The 20,121-nt window shown below is 56.9% G+C and carries 9 protein-coding genes and 1 pseudogene; 7 read left to right on the top strand and 3 right to left on the bottom strand.

Annotated features, from left to right (window positions below; all coding sequences use genetic code 11):
• Window positions 1-4 precede the first annotated feature (4 nt).
• From ACTG27_RS06735 to ACTG27_RS06720, 4 genes are all read left to right on the top strand, one after another.
• A complete protein-coding gene (locus tag ACTG27_RS06735) occupies window positions 5-3,052 on the top strand; it encodes a hypothetical protein (RefSeq protein ID WP_439979357.1) in 3,048 nt (1,015 codons plus the stop codon).
• A complete protein-coding gene (locus tag ACTG27_RS06730; RefSeq protein WP_439979356.1) occupies window positions 3,052-7,227 on the top strand; it encodes a DEAD/DEAH box helicase in 4,176 nt (1,391 codons plus the stop codon). The genes ACTG27_RS06735 and ACTG27_RS06730 overlap by 1 nt, the downstream gene beginning before the upstream one ends.
• 293 nt (window positions 7,228-7,520) lie before the next feature.
• The gene (locus ACTG27_RS06725; protein WP_439980502.1) at window positions 7,521-9,455 is read left to right on the top strand and encodes a DUF1998 domain-containing protein; all 1,935 of its coding nucleotides are present in this window, start codon (window positions 7,521-7,523) and stop codon (window positions 9,453-9,455) included.
• Entirely contained in the window at window positions 9,452-11,581 is a 2,130-nt protein-coding gene (locus ACTG27_RS06720) for a UvrD-helicase domain-containing protein (RefSeq protein WP_439979355.1), read from the top strand. The genes ACTG27_RS06725 and ACTG27_RS06720 overlap by 4 nt, the downstream gene beginning before the upstream one ends.
• A gap of 410 nt (window positions 11,582-11,991) precedes the next feature.
• On the opposite strand, the pseudogene ACTG27_RS06715 reads toward ACTG27_RS06720, so the two are convergent.
• A pseudogene (locus tag ACTG27_RS06715) lies at window positions 11,992-13,059 on the bottom strand (IS256 family transposase); the annotation flags it as partial.
• Between the two features lie 1,334 nt (window positions 13,060-14,393).
• Here ACTG27_RS06715 and ACTG27_RS06710 point away from each other — a divergent pair.
• The 3 genes from ACTG27_RS06710 to ACTG27_RS06700 are packed head-to-tail and all read left to right on the top strand — an operon-like array spanning window position 14,394 to window position 17,661.
• Window positions 14,394-15,707: an anaerobic sulfatase maturase gene (locus ACTG27_RS06710; protein WP_206874584.1), complete on the top strand. Its 1,314-nt coding sequence runs from the start codon at window positions 14,394-14,396 to the stop codon at window positions 15,705-15,707.
• Between the two features lie 3 nt (window positions 15,708-15,710).
• Window positions 15,711-16,826, top strand: coding sequence for a tetratricopeptide repeat protein (locus ACTG27_RS06705; protein ID WP_439979354.1), 1,116 nt, complete (start codon window positions 15,711-15,713; stop codon window positions 16,824-16,826).
• A gap of 34 nt (window positions 16,827-16,860) precedes the next feature.
• Window positions 16,861-17,661 carry a formylglycine-generating enzyme family protein gene (locus tag ACTG27_RS06700; protein WP_439979353.1) on the top strand — a complete coding sequence of 267 codons (801 nt, stop codon included), beginning with the start codon at window positions 16,861-16,863 and terminating at the stop codon, window positions 17,659-17,661.
• Here the strand turns inward: ACTG27_RS06700 and ACTG27_RS06695 are convergent.
• Together ACTG27_RS06695 and ACTG27_RS06690 are read right to left on the bottom strand one after the other, a co-directional pair.
• A complete protein-coding gene (locus tag ACTG27_RS06695) occupies window positions 17,658-18,593 on the bottom strand; it encodes a LysR family transcriptional regulator (protein ID WP_439979352.1) in 936 nt (311 codons plus the stop codon). The genes ACTG27_RS06700 and ACTG27_RS06695 overlap by 4 nt on opposite strands.
• A 185-nt stretch (window positions 18,594-18,778) precedes the next feature.
• Window positions 18,779-20,116: a BatD family protein gene (locus tag ACTG27_RS06690; RefSeq protein ID WP_439979351.1), complete on the bottom strand. Its 1,338-nt coding sequence runs from the start codon at window positions 20,114-20,116 to the stop codon at window positions 18,779-18,781.
• Window positions 20,117-20,121 lie beyond the last annotated feature (5 nt).

Genomic DNA, 20,121 nt, shown 5'->3' with positions numbered 1-20,121 from the left:
AGAGATGAGCCAATATCGATTACCCGATGAGCTGGACAAGGTCAGTCCGCAACAAGCAACCGCAACCAAAGCTGTGGTCGAGCATGAACTCGACGCGCTGGATATTGTGATCTCCGAGGCTGAACAAAAACGGCGTGATCCTTATCTAAGGGGTTACGAGGAGGTATACCGCCATGGCTTCGGTAAAACAGTCGTCATTGATACCGAGTTTAAAGGGACGCTGAGCTATCGCGTTTCTCAAGTGACCAGTGACTATGCCAACACCAAGCTAGGTATTTCTTCACCGAATACACACATAGGGCGGTTATGTCGTGGTGCTCGGTTGGGGGCAATTCATGAAAGTGATGAATGGGGTGAGTACACCATTGTCGAGATCCGCAACTTTTCCCGTTTTACTGGCCAGGAGGCTGCCGAGCATATTCGCAATTTCCGGGTGATGGAGTCCAAGTCGTTGATTTTGAGTGAAGAATCCACACCCTTTCAGGCCACGGTGGCCAACCTGCGTGCCGCGTTAGGCCGCTGGTTGGCCAAGGGGGATAAACCGCAGGTCGAGGCTAGTTTGCCTGTGGAGGATATGGACCGCGCCAAGACGGCAGGGCACAAGACGCTGGAAGGGATTGGCATTGAGTTTGACTTCGATTTCGATGAACCGGCGCTGTTTGCTGACGATGATACCGAGCAAGAGAATCACTACGATATCTTTGGCCGCAGCGAGCAGGAGCAGGATGATTACTATGGTCTGAGCAATTACTTCTTCCTCAACCCCACCGATGAACAATTGGAGGTCATGACCAATACCGTACATGCTGGCCCCATGCTGGTGGAAGGGGTCGCCGGTTCAGGCAAGACCTGTGCCGCCTTGGGCCGGGCCAAGACCTTGTGTGATCTGGCCCGCTCGCCCGATGACGAGCAGTTCAACAGCGACTTTCTAGCCGAGAGCAGTGTCGGTTTCGTGCGCACCGGTGAACTGGTGCAATACCTTCGCGCCTCTTGCCTGGAGCTGGATATCTCTCAATTGCCTATCGAAGAGTATGCGGGGCTGGTGTATCAGTTGGGTCGTGCTCGCAATCTGTTTATCGAGCAAAGCAAGCCTGTATCTCCCTTACTAACCCATGTGAGCGAGCGAGAAGATGAGGAGGGCGACGATGAGCAGCTGGAGGCGAGGGGCGAAGAGGTCGTTGCACCGGCTGCGGCGTTGAAACCAAAGGCTAAATATCACAATTTGGGGACTATTCCTGATTACGGTTTTCAAGATGAGACGCGGATGCTGTGGCTAAGGGTCATCAGTGCCGTGATTGGATGGCGAATAGCTGACGATTTGCAGCAACAACTTGACTCGCTCGTTATCCCCGACAAATTGGCAAGCGACAAGTTTGTCTCCAAACCCGGTAACGTTGAGGCGTTGCTGGCCTTGGTCAAATCCAGGCTAACTGCACTCTACCAACCACTCATATCGCAACTGCGGGAGCAGTCACCGGCGCCCTTTGCGCTTGATCGGGTGATCCACCATATCTATCAAGCACAGAGCCAGCTTGGGTTGGAGTTGTTTGACAAGCATGCCAAATGGGTTAATCCCTCTGCGGGGGAGTGGCGCCAGGTTCGGGATACCAAGGGCGCAGTCGACTTGTTACGCAAGAACGGCGCTGCTTTTGTGGTTTGTGAAATAGAACGCAACCAGATGACCATGGTAGAGGTGATGGTCGATGTGAAAGAAGATCTTCTCAACCTGTTCAAACAGGGTGTCGAGATTCGTTCGGCTGAGAGCATGCAGCCTTGGCAAGCTGGAGCTGCCGAGGAGCTCTGGGCGCAACTGCAAAGTGATGATGATTCGTTCAATTGTCGATTCCCCGATGGTCAGCCAGTCCCCATCAAACGAGCGAGGGATTTTGATGACCTCAATATGCGTTTGATAACTAAAAAGCTCTTCGCACGCATCAGTCATAGGGTATTCCAGGTTCATGAAGCCAACCCTTTCTGGCGCCAGATCCAGGATGGCCAGAAGCAGACTTCGCTGGCGAAATGGTTCAATGCTCAATTACGCCGTATCTATAGCAAATGGCACTTTGCCGATCTCTATCGGGATGCGCTGTTGCAGCCTTATGGGGATGATGATCGCAAAGCCCAATCCTGCGTGCAGAGTTTTTCACATTGGCAAGCAGCCGCGGCTCGTTTGAAAGATCGGCTGCTGGCCGAGCACGACAAAGACTTGTTGTTGGCACTGGCGCACATTATGACTCGTGAACTGACGCAAGATGCGAAAGTGCCAGCACATTTGCATGTATCGCCTTGCTACCGTTCGGTCTTTATCGATGAGGTGCAGGATTTTACCGAGTTACAAATATTCCTGATGGCCGAGCAGGCTGATCCCAAGTATCACGCCGTGACCTTGGTGGGGGATATGCACCAGCAATTGGGACGTGGCAATGTGCACGATATCGCAGCCTGTTTCCCTTATCGCCCCCTGAACCGCTACTTGCTGAAAGAAAATAAACGGCAGGAGCGGATGCCGCAGTTGGCGGCTACCGCCATGTTGTTCCGTACCCTCGTGCAGCGAGATAGCCGACTGGCAGATGCCGGTTTGGTGGAAACATGGAAACATGAGGCAAAGACGGGCGGCAGCAAGCAGTTTTACGACGCTCAATTTGATGATGTTGATCATCAGTTGTTAGATGTGCTCGCCGTGCAACCCCATGGCCGCACCATTGCTGTGGTGTGCCCAATTCAGGAGATGGCGAGCGAGTTGGAAGCGCGTTTGCGTGAATCTCTGGTCACTCAGACCACGCGTAACTCACAGGTCTCTGATCGGATCGATTTGGCTAAGAAGTACATGGTGCATTTCTCCTGTGCCGAGCATGTTAAGGGACTGGAGTTCGATACCGTTGTTTATGCAGGCCTGGAGTTTATTGATTGGGATGATGCGCATGACTTGAACAAGCTCTATGTCACCCTCTCGCGCCCTCGCAAACAGTTGATATTGTTTGGTGATGCCAGCCTGTTACCTTCCCATGTGCATGACTGTCTCGTGCCTGAATCCGACTGGGAGATGCATTGATGTTACCGTCTGTTGTCAGTCGGCAGGTGGCCGACAGTGTCGCCGAGTTTTTGCGCGCCGCCTTCCCGATGAATAGCCCGCTGTTTAACCAGGCTGCCGGCGACCCTGAGCAACCGGAGCACCACACCCTCGAGGCGTTTTTGCAAGACCCGGATACCTTGCTGAAGGGGCCCTATTTTTCGGCGCAGTTGCCTTTTCGCCAAAGCGCACTGCCGCTGGATTTTTTCAGCCAGTTGCGGTTGCCCTTCCCGCCGCACGCCCATCAGGCGCGCGCCTTTGAGCGTTTAGGCGGCGCCAACCCCCAGCCAACCCTGGTGGCCACCGGCACCGGCTCGGGCAAGACCGAATGTTTTATGTATCCGCTGCTTAACCACTGCGCCGCCACTGCCGGCGCGGGGGTCAAGGCGATCATCATCTACCCGATGAACGCGTTGGCCACCGATCAGGCCAGCCGTTTTGCCAGTGCTATTGCCAGTGATCCCAAGCTGCATGGGCGGGTGACGGTTGGCCTGTTTGTCGGCGACAGCGATGAGTTTCCCAGCAAGGTGATGGGACCCAAGCAGGTGCTCACCGACAAGCCAACCTTGCGCCAGAACCCGCCGGATATTCTGCTGACCAACTACAAGATGCTCGACTACTTGTTGATGCGGCCGGTGGATCAGCCGCTATGGCGCTACAACACACCGGGTTGCTTGCGCTTTTTGGTGGTCGATGAGCTGCACACCTTCGATGGTGCTCAAGGCTCTGACCTGGCGTGTTTGGTGCGCCGCTTAAAGCATCATGTGGCGGTGGATAACGGCCAGTTCGCCTGTGTGGGCACCTCGGCCACGGTGGGCGATGAGCTAGGCCAGTTGCTTGACTACGCCAGCCAGATCTTCGAGCAGCCGTTTGATGACAGCGCGGTGATCCGCGAAGACCGCCTCAGTGCCGCCGAGTTTTTGCAAGACTCACCGGTGCGTTTTAGCTATTTCCCCGAGCCGGATAGCCAGCTCGAAGCAAGCAGTTACGCCGATCATCACGCTTACCTGAATGCCCAGTTGGCTCTGTGGTTTCCCGCAGAAGATCTGGTGCTGCCCGCCGATCTCGACAGCGATACCGGGCGCGAGGTGCGTATCCGCCTAGGTGAGTTGATGCGCCAGCACAGTGCCCTGCATCTGCTGCTGGCCGATCTGCAGGGAGGGATCCTGACCGAGCACAGCTGCGCTGAACGTTTTGCCGTGATGCTGTCACTGCCAGCGGTGCAGGCACGCCTGTTGCTGCAAAGTTGGCTGGCACTGTTGGCGCTAGCGCGCAGCCCGGTTAATGAATCGCCAGAGGCGCGTGCGCAACGGGAACTCGCTGGTAAACCGCGTCCGGTGCGCCCCTTGGTGCAACTGCGGTCTCAACTGTGGCTGCGCGAATTGCGCCGGCTGGTGGCTTCGGTCGAGAAGCAACCCAAGTTACGTTTCGCCAGCGATCTGCTGGCTGATGAACAAACCAATCACCTGCCGGTGGTGCACTGCCGCGACTGCCACGCTACCGGTTGGGCCAGCATGCGCCACGGCCAGAGTCGCCAACTCGAAACAGACCTGGATGATATCTACCGCCAGTTCTTCGATAGTGGCCGCGCGTTGGCGCTGGCATTCCCCGATCTCAGTGACAAGGCGGTCAGCGGCGTTCATCAGCACTTATGCCCGCAGTGTTTGACTCTCAATCGTGCCGATAAGCATGCCTGCGAGCAGTGTGGCCATGAAGGCCTGTTGCGGGTATTGGTGCCGGATCTGCTCAAAGAGCGCAAAGATACCCTGGTCTCATCCACCGATTGCCCGTACTGCGGCAGCTCGAAAGGCTTGTCGATCATGGGATCGCGCGCCGCCAGCCTCTCGTCAGTGATAATCCACCAGCTCTATGGCAGCCGCTTTAATGAGCACAAAAAGCTCATTACCTTCTCCGATTCGGTGCAAGACGCGGCGCACCGCGCCAGTTTCTTTACTGCCCGCACTTGGCCTTTGGTGCTGCGCGGCCAGATAGCCAGTACCTTACCTGAGCAGGGCGCACTAACCCTCGATGCGTTTGCCGCCGCCGTGCTGGCTGATGCCAAGGCCCGCAGTCAGGATGAGGCCGAATTTGTCGGCCGCTTTATCGCCCCCAATATGCTGTGGCTGAACGATTATCAGACGCTGGTGCAAGACAACGTGCTGCCCGCGGGCTCGGATCTGCCCGAGCTGGTGGCCAAGCGACTTGACTGGGAGGTATGCAGCGAGCTGACATTGCGCGCCGGCATTGGCCGCACTCTGGAAAACAGCGGTTTTGCCTGTGTGGCGCTCGATGCCGCAACACTCGATGCGCTGTTGCCGCCCCTACATGCTAGGTGGTGCGAGGAGCTGGGGGAGCTGATGCAGGGCGTGAGCCTTGAACAGGTCACCCATTTTGTGCTCGGGGTGCTGCGGCACTTGACCCACGCCGGAGCCGTAATGCATCCGGCTTTTGAAAGTTACCGCGAAGATGGCGGTGATACTTTTCGCATGATGCAGCGTGAACGCACCTCACGCTACATGCCCGCCATCGGTCCGCGCACCCGCAAACCGGCCTATGCCACCTTCGAGCGCAATAAAAGCTTTAGCCAGTTGCTCGGCGCCAAATCCAACCCCAGCTGGTATCAGCACTGGCTCAACCTTACCCTTGCCCAGGGTGAGCGTCTGTTTGTTAGCAGCGTCAGCGAAACCGTGCTGTGCCAGCTGCTGGAGACCTTGACCAAGGCCGGATTGATGGCCCGTTTTGACAGCAAAAAGGGCGAAGCCTGGGGCATAGTGCCCAAGGCGCTCACAGTAACCCGTGAAGTCAGCCGCTTATGTTGCAGTGACTGTCGAGAGACGCTGGTTGCCCCCAGTGCACAGGCGTGGCAGTGGCAGGGGGCGCCCTGTATGTCGCTACGCTGCACCGGGACATATCAGCTTACCGCCCAAGCGAGTGCATTGCGCTGGGATCGGCTTGATGTGGCACGGGTGGTGGGTGCCGAGCATACCGGACTGTTAACCCGCGAGGTGCGCGAGGCCACCGAGCAGGCGTTTTATCGCGGCACTCGCGCCTGGCAGGTGAATTTGCTGTCGGCCACCCCGACCCTGGAGATGGGTATCGATGTGGGTGATCTTTCTAGCGTGCTGCTCTGTTCGGTGCCACCGGCGCAGGCCAACTATTTGCAGCGCATCGGCCGTGCCGGGCGTAAAGATGGCAACGCCTTGAATATCACCCTGGCCGAAGGCAATCCACACGATCAATTCTTCTTTGAAGAGCCGCTGGAGATGATGCAGGGCCAGGTGCAGCCGCCGGGGGTGTTTCTTAACGCCGTGGCGATTTTGGAGCGTCAACTGGCGGCCTTCTGCCTCGACAGTTGGGTGAGAACCGGCATCACGCCGATGGCGATCAGCCCGAACGTGAAACAGATGCTCGATGAGGTGGAACGCGGCAAGAAGGAACGCTTCCCGTATAACTTTTTGGCGTTTGTCGAGGAGCAGAGGGTCCGGCTTGCGGCCGATTTTGCCGCGGTGTTTGCCGATCTTGAGCCGCAAACCCTGCAACAGCTCTATGACTATTTGATGGGGCAGCAAGCTGAGCATTCGCTGGTGCTGCGCATAGACAAGGCGTTGCAACAGTTGCTTGAAGATCGTAAGTCCCTCAAGGCGCGCATCGACAAGCTCAAGCGTAGCATCGATAAGCTCGAAACCGGGCCGCGCGATCAGAACTTTGATTCGGATATGCGTGATCTGCATACCGAACGCCAAGCCTTGCAAGCCTTGGTCAGCCAGATCAACAACAAGCAGACGCTGAACTTTTTAACCGATGAGGGAATATTACCCAATTACGCCTTCCCTGAGGCGGGTATTACCCTGCGTTCTGTGTTGTGGCGTAAAAATGAGAATGAAGAGGGGCGAGTTATCAGACCGCGACCTACGAATATGAGCGCCCAGCCTCGACCGCCTTGGCCGAGCTGGCGCCACTCAATAGTTTTTATGCTGGTGGTCATAAGGTCGAGATTGAACAAATTGATCTCAAGGTGTCGGAACCAGAGCACTGGCGCTTGTGTAGCCACTGCAATCACAGTGAAAACATCGACCAAAACGGTGACCCGCATAAATACTGCCCCAAGTGCGGGACCCCGGGTTGGGCTGACGCAGGTCAGAAGACCACGTTACTGAAGTTGCGTCAGGTCTATGCCCGCGCCAGTGCTCGTGACAGCCAGATTGGCGATGAGTCCGATAGCCGAGAACCGGCCTTTTATCAGCGCCAATTACTGGTGAGTTATGAGCCTAAGGATGTGACCGCAGCCTATGCGATCAGCGACGGAGAAGTGCCGTTTGGTTTTGAGTTTTTAAGCAAGGTGACCCTGCGTGATATCAACTTTGGCAAGCAGACTGAAGATGCGCTGGAACTGAGCATCGCCGGTGATATTAAACGTTGCAGCGGCTTTAAGGTCTGTTTGGGCTGCGGCATGGTGCAACATCCGGTGAATCAAGATCCACGCAAAGAGCACGATCTGAGCTGTAAATACAAGAGCACGCCTGAGAAGGCGCAGTTTGAAGATTATCTCTATCTCTATCGTCAGCTGGAATCCGAGGCGGTGCGCATCTTGCTGCCGGTGAGCAGTTATAGTAGTGATCCGACAGTGGAAGCCTCGTTAGGGGCTGCAATCCAGCTGGGGCTTAAGCACTACTTCAAGGGCAGTGTCGATCACCTCAAGGGGGTGGTTTATCGCGAGCCGGAAAATGAGGGGGATTCGTGGCGCCAGTATCTGGTGATCTACGATACCGTGCCGGGCGGCACGGGCTCACTCAAGGAGCTGATGCGCGAGCCCGATAACTTATTGCAACTATTGCAATTGGCCTACGAGTCGCTGTGCGACTGCGGTTGTAATCAGGATGCCAGTAAAGATGGCTGTTATCGCTGCGTGTATGCCTACCGAGAGCGCGGCAAGATGCAGTACGTATCGCGCGATAAGGCGCGTTTGCTGTTGGGGCAGATCCTCGCGGTACGCGACAAGTTGCAACGCATTAACAGTATCAATCAGATCCCGCTCGATACCATGATGGGCTCTGAACTGGAAAAGCGCTTTATTGATGTGTTGGCGCAAAGCAAAGAGTTGGTCGTCAGCCGCAGCTATGCCCATGAGGGCGACGGTTGGATCATCAATACCCGCAGCAGCCCCTCTCTGAGCTGGCAGCTGAAAACGCAGGTCGATCTGGGCCCCAAACAGGGGGTTGGTATTCCCTGTCGCCCTGATTTTGTGCTCTATCCGCTGGTGCATATCGCCCAGTGCAAGCCGCTGGCGATTTTTCTCGATGGCTTTGCCTTTCATAAGGCGAGCGTGGTGGATGATGTGCAAAAGCGACAGGCCATTCGCGATAGCGGTCGTTATGGGGTATGGACGCTGACCTGGCGCGATTTAACCCAACCTGGCTGCAAACATTTGCAAGATGTGTTGGGACTGCACCATAACCTCGATATGAAGGCACCGCAGTTTTATAACCGCTTCCATACCACCACCTTTGCCACCTTGGAGAGTGAAGTCCGTGAGCGTAACAGCTTCGAACTGCTGCTGACCTATGTGCAAGATCCCCGTGCTCAGGCGCAGTTCTGGCAAAAACTGGCGGCCGCCCATGCCTGGGTATGGCTGGAGGTGAAAAAGTCCCAAGATGCCGGGATTTGCAACAAGTTTGCCTATGAGATGCATGAGAATGCCCCGGCATGGCGTGAGGCGCAGTTGCTGTCCGATGAGCCGTTTGTGTTTGGAGGCTTGCTTGATGCCCTGGCCAGCTCTCAACCGTTTATCGAGCTGGCCTCGGTGTTGCCCCAGCGTTGCCTAATCAATCCGATCACCCCGGATCAGTTGCATGCAGCCCTACGCTTACATCTGTGTTTTGATGACCAAAATCCCTTGGCCGATAACTATGAACGCGGTTTAACCGGTTTTTGGCGTTTGGTAAATCTGCTGCAGTGGCTGCCTGATATGACCTTTACCAGCCGCAACGCTGTCCGTAATAACATCGGGCAGGTTCCGAGGCCAGTGGACACGTTGCTCACCACAGCGACACCAGACTGCACCACGCCGGATGCCACTTTGGATGCTGGGGTGCTGGCGCAGTGGCAAGAACTGGCAGAGCTGGAAGTGTTGAGTCAACAGCAGATTGTGCTGTTGCAACGATTACCACTGCCGGTGCCCGAGGTGGGGTATGCCCTTCAAGATGAAGCAGGGGCCATCATCGCCGAGGCCGATCTGGCCTGGCCAGCGCTACACCGCGCCCATTGCTTTGTACACGATCAGCAAGCTGACGCTTTCATCACGCAAGGTTGGCAACTGACCCATGGCGAACTTGACGCTGAACTTATCGACACCCTGACCCAATTAGTCACAGGAGGTAAGGCATGACACTGCCATCCCTGAAAGTTGCCATATCCGATGGCTTTTTAACTTCATTTACCAAGATCCCCAAAGCACAACAAAAAAAGGTGATGGAGTTTCTTGCCAAGTTTCGTAATGACCCCACCAGCAAGGGGCTTAACTACGAAAAGATTCACGATACCAGCAGCGCCAATGTGCATTCGGTGCGCATCGACCAGAACTACCGCGGCATTGTGCTCAAACCCGAGCAGGGCAATCTCTATATGATGTTGTGGGTAGATAAGCATGATGATGCTTATTCTTGGGCTAAAAATCATAAGTGTGAAATTCACCCCGCTACAGGCGCGTTGCAGGTGATCGATACCAGCTTGGTTGTGCAGCCACCGCTGGACGATCCTGATCTGCCCATCGCATTCAAGCCAACCCCGTTATTTGCCGACTATTCGACCGAGCAGATCATGGCACTCGGGGTGCCGGCGCTGTTTTTGAATCGGGTGATGGCATTGACCAACTTGAGCGAGCTCTACCAGCTGGAGGGGGGGATGCCGGCCGATGCCTGGGAGCCGCTCTATTGGTTGGCCGAAGGGCTGGAGTATGACGAGGTATTGGCCGAGTTTAATGACGCCGCGGATGTGAAGGTTGATACCGACGATTTCGAACAGGCGATTAAGCGCAGCCAGCGGCACTTTTCCGTGGTGGAGAGCGAGCAGGAGCTGCTGCAAATGCTCAATGCCCCGCTGGAAAAATGGCGGGTATTTTTGCACCCCAGCCAGCGCAAGCTGGTGGAAGCGCACGCCAATGGTCCGGTGCGGGTGCTGGGCGGTGCTGGTACCGGTAAAACCGTGGTCGCCATGCACCGAGCCCGTTGGTTGGCGCAGCGTTTGTTAGCCGCGCCCGGCAAAAAGGTGCTGTTCACTACGTTCACCAAAAACCTAGCGGCCGATATTCGTGCCAACCTGCAGCGGCTATGCAGCCGTGAAGAGCTGGCCAAAATTGAGGTGATCCATATCGATGGCTGGCTGACCGATCAACTAAAGCGCCACGGTTATGATTTTCGGGTGGTGTATGACGGCGATCCGGCGCGCCGCAAATGCTGGGAGTATGCACTGCAGCAGCTGCCCACTGACCTCAATTTGCCAGAGAATTTCTATTTGGAAGAGTGGCATCGTGTGGTGCAGCCCAATGGGGTTCACAGCCGCGAGGATTACTTCAAGGTCAGCCGTTTAGGGCGAGGCTCGGCCATTTCGCGCTTGCAGCGAGCCAAGATATGGCCGGTATTTGAAGAGTATCGGGCGCAAATGGCGCGTGCCAAGTTGCGCGAAATGCACGATGCCATGCTTGAGGCTGTGGTGCTGTTTAAAGAGAAACAGGTGCAACTGCCTTATCAATATCTGGTGGTCGATGAGGCGCAGGATATGGGCGCACCCACCTTTGTGTTGTTGCGCCATCTCATCCCCGAAGGCGAAAACGACATCTTTATCGTCGGTGATGGCCATCAGCGCATCTATCGCAACAAGGTGGTGCTCGGTCAGTGTGGTATCAATGTGCGTGGTCGGCGTAGCAAGAAACTCAAGATAAACTACCGCACCACCGAAGAGACCCGTAAATTCGCCGTGGCGCTGTTGAATGGGGTGCCGACTGATAACCTTGATGGCGAGTCGGATACTGATAAAGATTATTTGTCGCTGATGCATGGCGAGGCGCCGCTGGTGACCCATCATGCTGACTTTAAGCAAGAGGCAGCCACCATCGCTGAGCAGATCAAAGCGTTGTTGCAAGAGGGCACCCCAGATACCGATATCTGTCTGACCGCCCGCACCAAGTATGCCTATGAGCGATATACCTCTGAGCTCAACAACGCCGGCATTACTACCTTTGTGCTGGGCCAGGATAGTGCCGACAGTGTGGCGCACCCCGGGGTGCGCATCGCCACCATGCACCGCATCAAGGGTCTGGAGTTTCAGTATGTGTTTCTTGCCGGCATCAACGATGGCGTAGTGCCAGAGCCCAGAGCCATTCAATCCGACGATCCGGTTGAGCAGCGCGATGCCCTGTTTAATGAGCGGGCACTGCTGCATGTGGCCGCCACCCGGGCGATCAAGGGCCTGTTTGTCAGTTCCTGTGGTAAGCCCAGCCCACTGCTGTGCAACTGATAGCAGCACATTTCGTGTTTAATCATGCCGTGGTGTTCAGTCGCGTAATACTGCGGCGGTTGTTGTTAAACGTTACAGTATGGATTAATGATGAGTGGTTTTGTTTGGCATGATTTTGGGGTGTTGACTCGCTGTGTGATTGAAATGGGTATGTGATCATCACCAATAACGCAGATAAGTTACTAAAAATGAGTATGGGTAGATACAAGGAGAGCGCGATGTATGTTCATGACAAGGCGCTCCGGTTGATAAATTCTCCGGTCAGGGTCAGGACGAGCCAGAATACCGGTAACTGGAGTACCGGGGAGTGGTTTAGTGAAATTGAGAAGCGTTAATCTGAGAGATGGGGGGAAAGCTGGTTGTTGTGATTTGCCGGGCCTGTAAATAATTCTGTGTAACTGCCCACTCCATTACAGGTGACCGTTCAGGCGATCTCCGAACTTGATAATCAAGCGATTCAGGGCAAGCTTCCAATTCTGGATCGGCATGGTCCATTTCTTGGAGGCCTGATGTATCGCAAGGTACGCCACTTTTAGCGCCGAGTCATCGGTTGGGAAGAGTTGGTCGCTTTACGCAGCACGCTGTTCAGTGACTCGATCGCATTGGTGGTGTAAATCACCTTCCGGATGGCGGGGGATAATCGAACAGTGTGATCAGATTATCCCAGTTACCCTGCCAGGAGCGCGTTATTTGCGGGTACTGGCTATCCCTGCGCTCGCCGAAGGCCGCTAGTGCCTGCTGAGCTTCACGTTCCGTCGCAGAGTGGTAGATCTGCTTCAGGTCCGCCGTCACCGCCTTGTAGTCCTTCTAGGAGACATAGCGCAGCGAGTTGCGCACCATGTGGACGATACACAGTTGGACCTTGGTCTGGGGGGATACTCCACGGCATTGGGAATGGCATCAGGGAAGCCCTTGAGACAGTCCACACATGCAATCAGGATGTATTCCAGACCGCGGTTCTTCAGCTCGGTCAGGACCGACAGCCAGAACTTTGCCCCTTCGGTCTCGGCTAGCCACAGGCCCAATAGCTCCTTGTGACCCTCCATATTGATGCCCAGTGCCAGATAGAGCGACTTGTTGATCCTCCGCTGGTTCGCGCGGATCTTCAGCACGATGCAGTCCAGATAGACGATGGGATAGAGCGGATCCAGCGGCCGGTTTTGCCATTCGTGGACCTGTTCGATGACGCGCTCGGTCACTTTCGATACCAGCCCCGTCGAGATGTCGGCGTCATACATCTCTTTGAACGCGTCCACGATATCCCGCGTGCTCAAGCCCCTGGCGTAGAGGGCGAGGATCTGGTCGTCCATTTGGGTCAGGCGGGACTGGCCTTTGCGGACAAACTGGGGGTCGAAGGACGAGTTACGGTCACGAGGCGCCTGGATGGTGACCTCTCCGTGCTGCCCTTTTAGGCGCTTGGTGGAATAGCCATTGCGATTGTTGCCGGTCCCATGGTCTTGTTGGGCGTGTTTCTCGTAGCTTGCAGTTTCCATGCATCACGGTGAGCCAACCTTGCTTCATTATCAATCATCACTGGAGTGTCATGACATTGACGCCGGGATCGGATCAGGTGGCCTTGGGGGAAGCTGTTGCCTGCTGTCAGCCGAGCGGGTTATGGAGTTGACCTCCTTACTAGCCAAAGGTGCGCAGAACCAGGAGGGGGGGACTTCACCGCTGGCGGTTATGGCGGCACTGGCTCTCCATAACGAACAACATCGGCTGGATCGCACGTTACTGCCTGTTAACCAGGGGTGTGAGCAACTAATGATCGGTGCTGCCGATTTGCTGGGGGAGGTTGCCCGCTTTGAAGATCAGGATATATTTCGCCTGTTGGCGTTACTGCTAGACAAGTTACTGCGGGGAGAGGGGGCTGTCGTCAGCCAAGCTGGATGGACTCACGGTAAGCGTGATGGAACAGCGGGCGCTGGCGGCGCAAGTCTCGCAATCAGCTGGGCCATGCCAGCTGGCTGGATGTGGTAGAAGCCGTTCTGGCATGGGGACGATTCGGCCAGCGGCGAGGTATTGCTCGGCTTACTGCTGGGGCGGGATGAGCGAGTGCGGCTTGTTTATGGTCTGCTGGTGGGGGCTTTATACATGGGGGAGCCTTTCCGGCTCGAGTGAGGCTGTTTGAATTTTTCAGCAACTGATTTAAATATAACAGGAAAATGAACCTCTGCAGTTTATGTCCACGAACTTCTGCATGTGGTGTTTCAAATATGAAACAACTGGACAGGTCTGGCTTGGCTTTATTATGGCAAAAACGGATGAAATCCTGCCGGTTAAGTTGCTCAGTCGAAGAGTGTTACTATCTGTAGCAATGCCCCTCAAATTTCACCACGTCCCAATTGTGTACCACTCTCATCAGCGTTAGAGCCATAAACCTTTATAAATCAGGTCATTAAAAAAGACATATTGCAAAACGTGGAAGTAGAATGTTGGCTCGTTGCCCGCGTGTGCTGTTTTGCTCATGTTGCTCGAGATGAGGTATCCGATGACGGTAGCGCCTGGCGCTAGGGTGGGCGGTGCCAGGCACCACAATTGTCTGCATGGTAAACCATAGCGCAGGCAGAACGAAGGGCGAGCCGTGCAGGTGGCGGTTTATTGGGCGGTTTCTCCCGATATCTTATGCACTTCTGTCTTGCTCACCGGGACTATACGACCAATTTATCTCGTAGGATGCGATGATTTTTTATGACACCAGAATGTTAGCCTGGTCCCATATCCGCTGGTTATAAGGGGTATAACCAGCGTGTGACAGCGGGAGCCTTTAGACTGCAGGCCTCAAAACAGCAATTTTGCAGGTGGTGCAGTTATGGTGATTACTCAGGGTCCACAGTTCAACGGCAAGGCATCCAAGCGGATGCATGTGATGGCCAAACCTATCGGGGCCGTGTGTAACATCGACTGTACCTACTGCTACTACCTCAGCAAGCAGGATCTGCTGGAATACAAGAAGGGATGTTCGCCCCAGATGGATGAGCAGACCCTTGAGACCTATATCCGTCAATATATCGAGGGGCAGAATACCCCCGAGATCATCTTCTCCTGGCAGGGGGGCGAGCCGACGTTGCTCGGGCTCGACTATTTTCGCAAAGTGGTCGAGTTGCAGCGCAAATACCAGCCGCAAGGGGTGGTGATTGCCAACGACCTGCAGACCAACGGCATCCTGCTCAACGATGAGTGGTGTGAATTTCTGGCCGCCAACAACTTTCTCATCGGTCTGAGCATTGATGGCCCCGAGCTGCTTCACAACGCCTATCGGGTCAACCGAGCCGGGCGCGGTACCTTCAATCAGGTGATGACGGCGGTGGCGCTGTTGCACAAATACAAGGTGAAGTTTGCCACCCTGACCTGCGTGAACAACCTCACCAGCAAGAATGCGCTGGAGGTTTATCGCTTCCTGCGTGATGAGGTGAAGTCGCCCCAGATGCAGTTTATCCCCATCGTCGAGCAGAAGAGTTTTCGCACCACCGCGCCCCAGACCTGGCAACCGCAGGAGCAACTCAAGCAGGGGGACAAGCGCCTCAATCCCTGGCACAAAAATTCGGTGGTCGAGCCCTGGTGCGTCTCGGCCGAGGGGTGGGGGGATTTTCTCATCACCATTTTCGATGAGTGGGTGCAGCGGGATCTGGGGCGGGTCTTCGTGCAATATTTCGAGGCGAGTGTCGAGACCTGGATGGGACGCAAGAACCCCCTCTGTACCTTGGGGGAGATCTGCGGCAAGGGGCTGGCGATGGAGCCCAACGGCGATGTGTTTGCCTGTGACCACTATGTCTATCCCAAGTACAAGATCGGCAATATCCACCATCAGCCGCTCAGTGAGCTGGCGTATTCGCCCGCCCAGCAAGCGTTCGGCTTTGCCAAATCGCGCAGCCTGACCCGCCAATGCCAGCAGTGTGACTACCAGTTTGCCTGCTATGGGGAGTGCCCGAAGAACCGCTTTATTCGCACCCACGAAGGGGAGGCAGGTCTGAATTACCTCTGTGCCGGTTGGTACAAGTTTTTCAGCCATATCGATCAGTCGATGGCCTATATCCTGCGCCGTGCCGGTTACCCTGTGGCCCATGGCAAGTATCGTGATGCGGGGATGAATAACGGCGTCATGACACATGGTCAGAGGAAATAAGCGATGCAGAGCATGTTGAGTCGCTGCGAGTTCCGTCACACCCGCTCCGGCACCATGGGCGCCTTGTGGCTGGCCCTTGGCATGACCCTGTCTGGCCCAGCACTGGCGGTAGCCAGCCCTGAGCCGCCAGTCACCACATCAGCGAATGGGGCACCCACTGCATCCGTGGCGGCCAGTGCGCCCTCAGCCGCCCAGATCCAGCAGTGGGCCTACAGTGCGCAGGATATCTCCCTGCCAACGGTGGATCGGGCCGATGCCCTGCGCCAGCTGGCGGCTTATCCGAACCAGAACAGTCTGGTGGCGGTGGCCAGAAGCCTGCGTGATGAGCGCGCATTGGTGCGCGAAGCGGCGGTGATTGCCGCCGATCCCTATCAGTTTGCGCACCGCTGGCGACTGCTCTCACCACTGCTGGCTGACAGCAGTGCCGAGGTTCGCCGCGCCGCTACCCTCAATCTGGCTCGCGATTATGGCGCCATGAATGAGGGGCAACTGAGCGCCATTGGCCAGCCGCTGGCGGAGTTGAGCGAGTATCTCGCCCGGCAGCAGGACCCTGCGCAGCAGCTGTTGCAGGCAGATCTCTATCGCTGGACCCGGCAGTGGGACAAGGCGCAGGCAAGCTACGAACAACTGCTGGCCAATCAGCCCGATAATCCCCTGATCTGGCTTGGTCTCTCTGACAACTTGCGGGCCCAGCAACGGGATGCCGAGGCGCTGGCCTTGCTCAACAAGGGGATTCTTGCGCTGCCACAGAATGCCAACCTCCATTACGCCAAGGCGCTGACCCAGGTGCGCCTCGATCAGAAGAGCGAAGCTGCAGTCACCATGGCACAGGCGGCGGAGCTCGCTGGCAATAACAGTTACTTCTGGTATCTCAACGGGGTGCTGCAAGAGCCGCTGGATCTCGAGAAAGCCATCGGCTCGTTCGAGCTGGCCTACCGGATCTCCGGCGCGCCGGAGCAGCTCTATGCGGTGTGCGATATCTACCTTCGCCACGATCACCCCAAGAGCGACGCCTGCATGAGTGAACTTGGCAAGATTGCGCCCCCCGAGGTGCTGGCCGAGCTCAATAGCAAGCGCGCGAGCAAGACGAGCACGCCGCCGGTTTCCGCTGGCCAGTGATGGCTGCCACTTCTCTTACTGCACAGGTCAGGTTATGACGATCATACCGTTCAAATTCGCAATTCCGTTGCTGGCGACCACCCTGCTGGTGGCCGGCTGCACCCTCTCGGTCAAACAGGGCAACCAGCCGCTCCATCCGCTGCGACAGAAGGTTGAAGCGGACATGGTGCTGGTGGAAGGGGGCCGTTTTGAGATGGGCTCCAACGACCCTGCCGCCAAAGCGAGCGAAGGGCCGCAGCATGCGGTCTCGCTCAACAGCTTCTACATGGCAAAATTCGAGGTGACCCAGGCCCTGTTCGAGGCGGTGATGGGCCCCTCCATCAGCTATTTCCAGGCGCCGGATGTACCGGTCAACAACCTCAGCTGGCAACAGGCCAATCTGTTTGTGACAAGGCTCAATGAGTTGACCGACGCTCACTACCGCCTGCCCACCGAAGCTGAGTGGGAGTATGCAGCCAGGGGGGGCAAGCTGAGTAAAGGCTATCGTTACAGCGGCTCCGATCAGATTGACGAAGTGGCCTGGTACAGCGGCAACGCCAAGAATCGCGCCTATCCGGTGGGGCTGAAAAAGCCCAACGAGCTGGGGCTATACGACATGACCGGCAATGTGGGGGAGTTTGTGGCTGATGCCTATGAAGAGACCTTCTATCGCCACAGTCCTCAAGAGAACCCGAACAATGCCCAGGAGAGCAAGAGCCACCTCGCCCATAAGTCGGTGCGAGGCGGCAGCTACGCCTATGAGGCTGAATTGTCTGAAAATTTCCGGCGTGATTTTGCCAGCCAGTCGGTGATGATGGCTGACATGGGATTGCGACTGGTGCGAGATGCCCGCTAGGGCTGATCGATGGAGGTGGTCAGCCCCAGCTCGCTGACCACCTCGAACAGCTGCTGGCGCAGCCAGCGGTGGCCCGCCTCGGTGGTCCGGCTGGGATGCCAGATGGCCGACAGGCTGAATACTGATTCCTCGAAGGGGAAGGGGAGTACCCGCACATCATACATGCCGGCAAAGGTATTTATGATGGAGGTGGGCAAAACTCCGATGATCTCGCTGCACGCAATGATGGGCAGCATCTCCATGGCGGTCGGCACCCGTACCACGATATTGCGGTTGGCCATTTGCGGCAGGTGCTCGGCGGTGATCATGCTGCCTCTGACCTGCCACTGGGCCAACGCCACATGCTCCTCGGTAAAATAGGCCTCCGCCGTCAAGTCGCTGCCCAGTCGCGGGTGGTTGCTGGCACACACCACCTTCACCTGCTCGCCATAGAGCACCTCGCTCTTGAGCATGCTGCGCCCGCTCTGGGTCATGTCGATGATGAGATCATAACGCTGCATCCGCAGGTCACTCTCCATATCCTCGGTAAAGAGGGGATGCACCTCGAGCGAAATACCCGGGGCGTGTGCCCGGATCTTGCACAGCAGCGCCGGAACCAGTTGGACGCTGACCAGTCTGACACAGGCGATGGAGAAGACTCGCTGGGAAGTGCGTGGATTGAAGGTGCGCGATGTAGAGAGGGTCGAGCTGAAGTTTTTCAGCGCGGCCGCCATCGCCGGATAGATGTCGATGGCAAACGAGGTGGGCTCCATCCCCACGACCTTGCGATTAAACAGAGGATCGCCGTAGATCTCCCGCAGTCGCTTGAGGGCCTTGCTGACGGCGGGTTGGCTGATCTCCATGCGTGTCGCCGCCCGGGAGAGGCTGCGCTCTTCGTAGATGGCGACAAAGATCGGGATCAGGTTCAGCTCGGTACTTCGGATGTCTAACAAGAGAGGCCTCGTTACATGTTCGTGGAAAAATCACACTGCCTTGGCACTGCCGGGTAGCCGGAGGGAGAACCTGCCACGCCAGTCAGGTGGCGTGGCAGCCAGCATGTATCCCACTTTGGCAGTGTAATGAAGTGGGCAAAGTGGGACAACCAGTGCAGGGCTGGTTGTTGCATGGCGCACTTTATTTATCTGTTTACGTTGCAGGATGATTGATCCGCTGAGGTCGGTTTGCCAGTCAGGGGGGGCAATTCCGGCAGGGCCGCTTGCCAGCCGACAATGTGGCCCAACCGTGAACGGATGTTGCCAAGACAGGTGCCCCGTCGCCTTTGCAGGCGCACCAGAAGGCGCCAGCCCATCCTGAGCGCATCAGCCCGATCAAGGGGAGCTTGCTGGAATACAGCCTGTTGTTGCTGCCAAACCGGATCGGAACTGACACGGCTAAGTTCCAGCCAACCCCTCTTGGCCCGCAGATAGCGATAGGCCAGTACCCGCACCGCCCCCCACTGCCTGCACCAGATGGCGGCCCCATATTGCCAGCCGAGCGGGCGAGGGTGGTGACGGTAGTAACGGGCCATAGCCAGAAGTGCCAGCACCAGCAGGGCTATACCACCGGCTACTCCGAGCAACTGATGCCAGTAGGCCGCCAGCCAGGAGGCGGGAGTGTGGCGCACTTGCAGGGTCTGCCCAGGGAGGGTCAGGGTCTGCAACTGGCCAGTCTGGCTGTTCCACCAGGCAAGCTCCAGCGCGGGCAGGGTCAACTCACCACCGCTCTGCACGATATAGGTAGTTTGATCTTCCCGTGTCGAGAGGTACTCCCCCCGCTCCTGGGTATCGTTCAGTCGGGCTTGCGCCGGATAGTCCTGTACCCGCCCATCGCTTGCAAGCGGAGTGATCAGCGGCGGGATCAGCACCGAGAGGGTATCCTGCCCGCTGGCGGTCACGGTGCGGGTGATATCATCTCCTACCCGCAGCTCGCCGTCAGCATGGTCATCCGCAGAGCGCTGCCAACGCTGGCTCAGGGTGAGATTGCTGGCGCTCAGCCAACGCCCGCCGACCGTCAGGGCAGGATCGGGCAGAGCGGCGGCAAAACGCTGAGGGTGGGTGGTGAGGGTGATCTGCCGGGAGCCCCCTTCAGGGCGCGCCACGGTGGCCCGCACCACGATGGCGGGGATCTCGAACTGGCCGGATTGCTGGGGATAGAGCATCAGCTCCCAGCGCTGGTGCGACCAGGTCTCGCCATTGCGGCGCAGGGTGAAGTTGGTCGCCTGCTCGCTGCGCTGCTTGACCATGACCCCCGGCAGCTCGAACTGGCCGATGCGGGTACCCGCGGTAAACCAGCGGTTGGTGGCCAGCTCCAGATAGAGGGTGACCTGTTGGTTGACGGCATAAGGGCGCTTCTCCTCCCCCTGATCTTTCAGCCAGCTCTTGAGGGTCACCTGAGTGGCGTCAGTCGCATCAGCGGCCTCGGCAGCCTGTGCCCCGACCGTGAGCAGCACGGCCCCGAGCAGGGTAGCGGTCGCCATATATC

The organism is Aeromonas sp. 97A (genome assembly GCF_051919185.1).
Classification (GTDB): Bacteria; Pseudomonadota; Gammaproteobacteria; order Enterobacterales; family Aeromonadaceae; genus Aeromonas; species Aeromonas veronii.
This window is presented reverse-complemented; position numbering and strand designations above follow the sequence as displayed.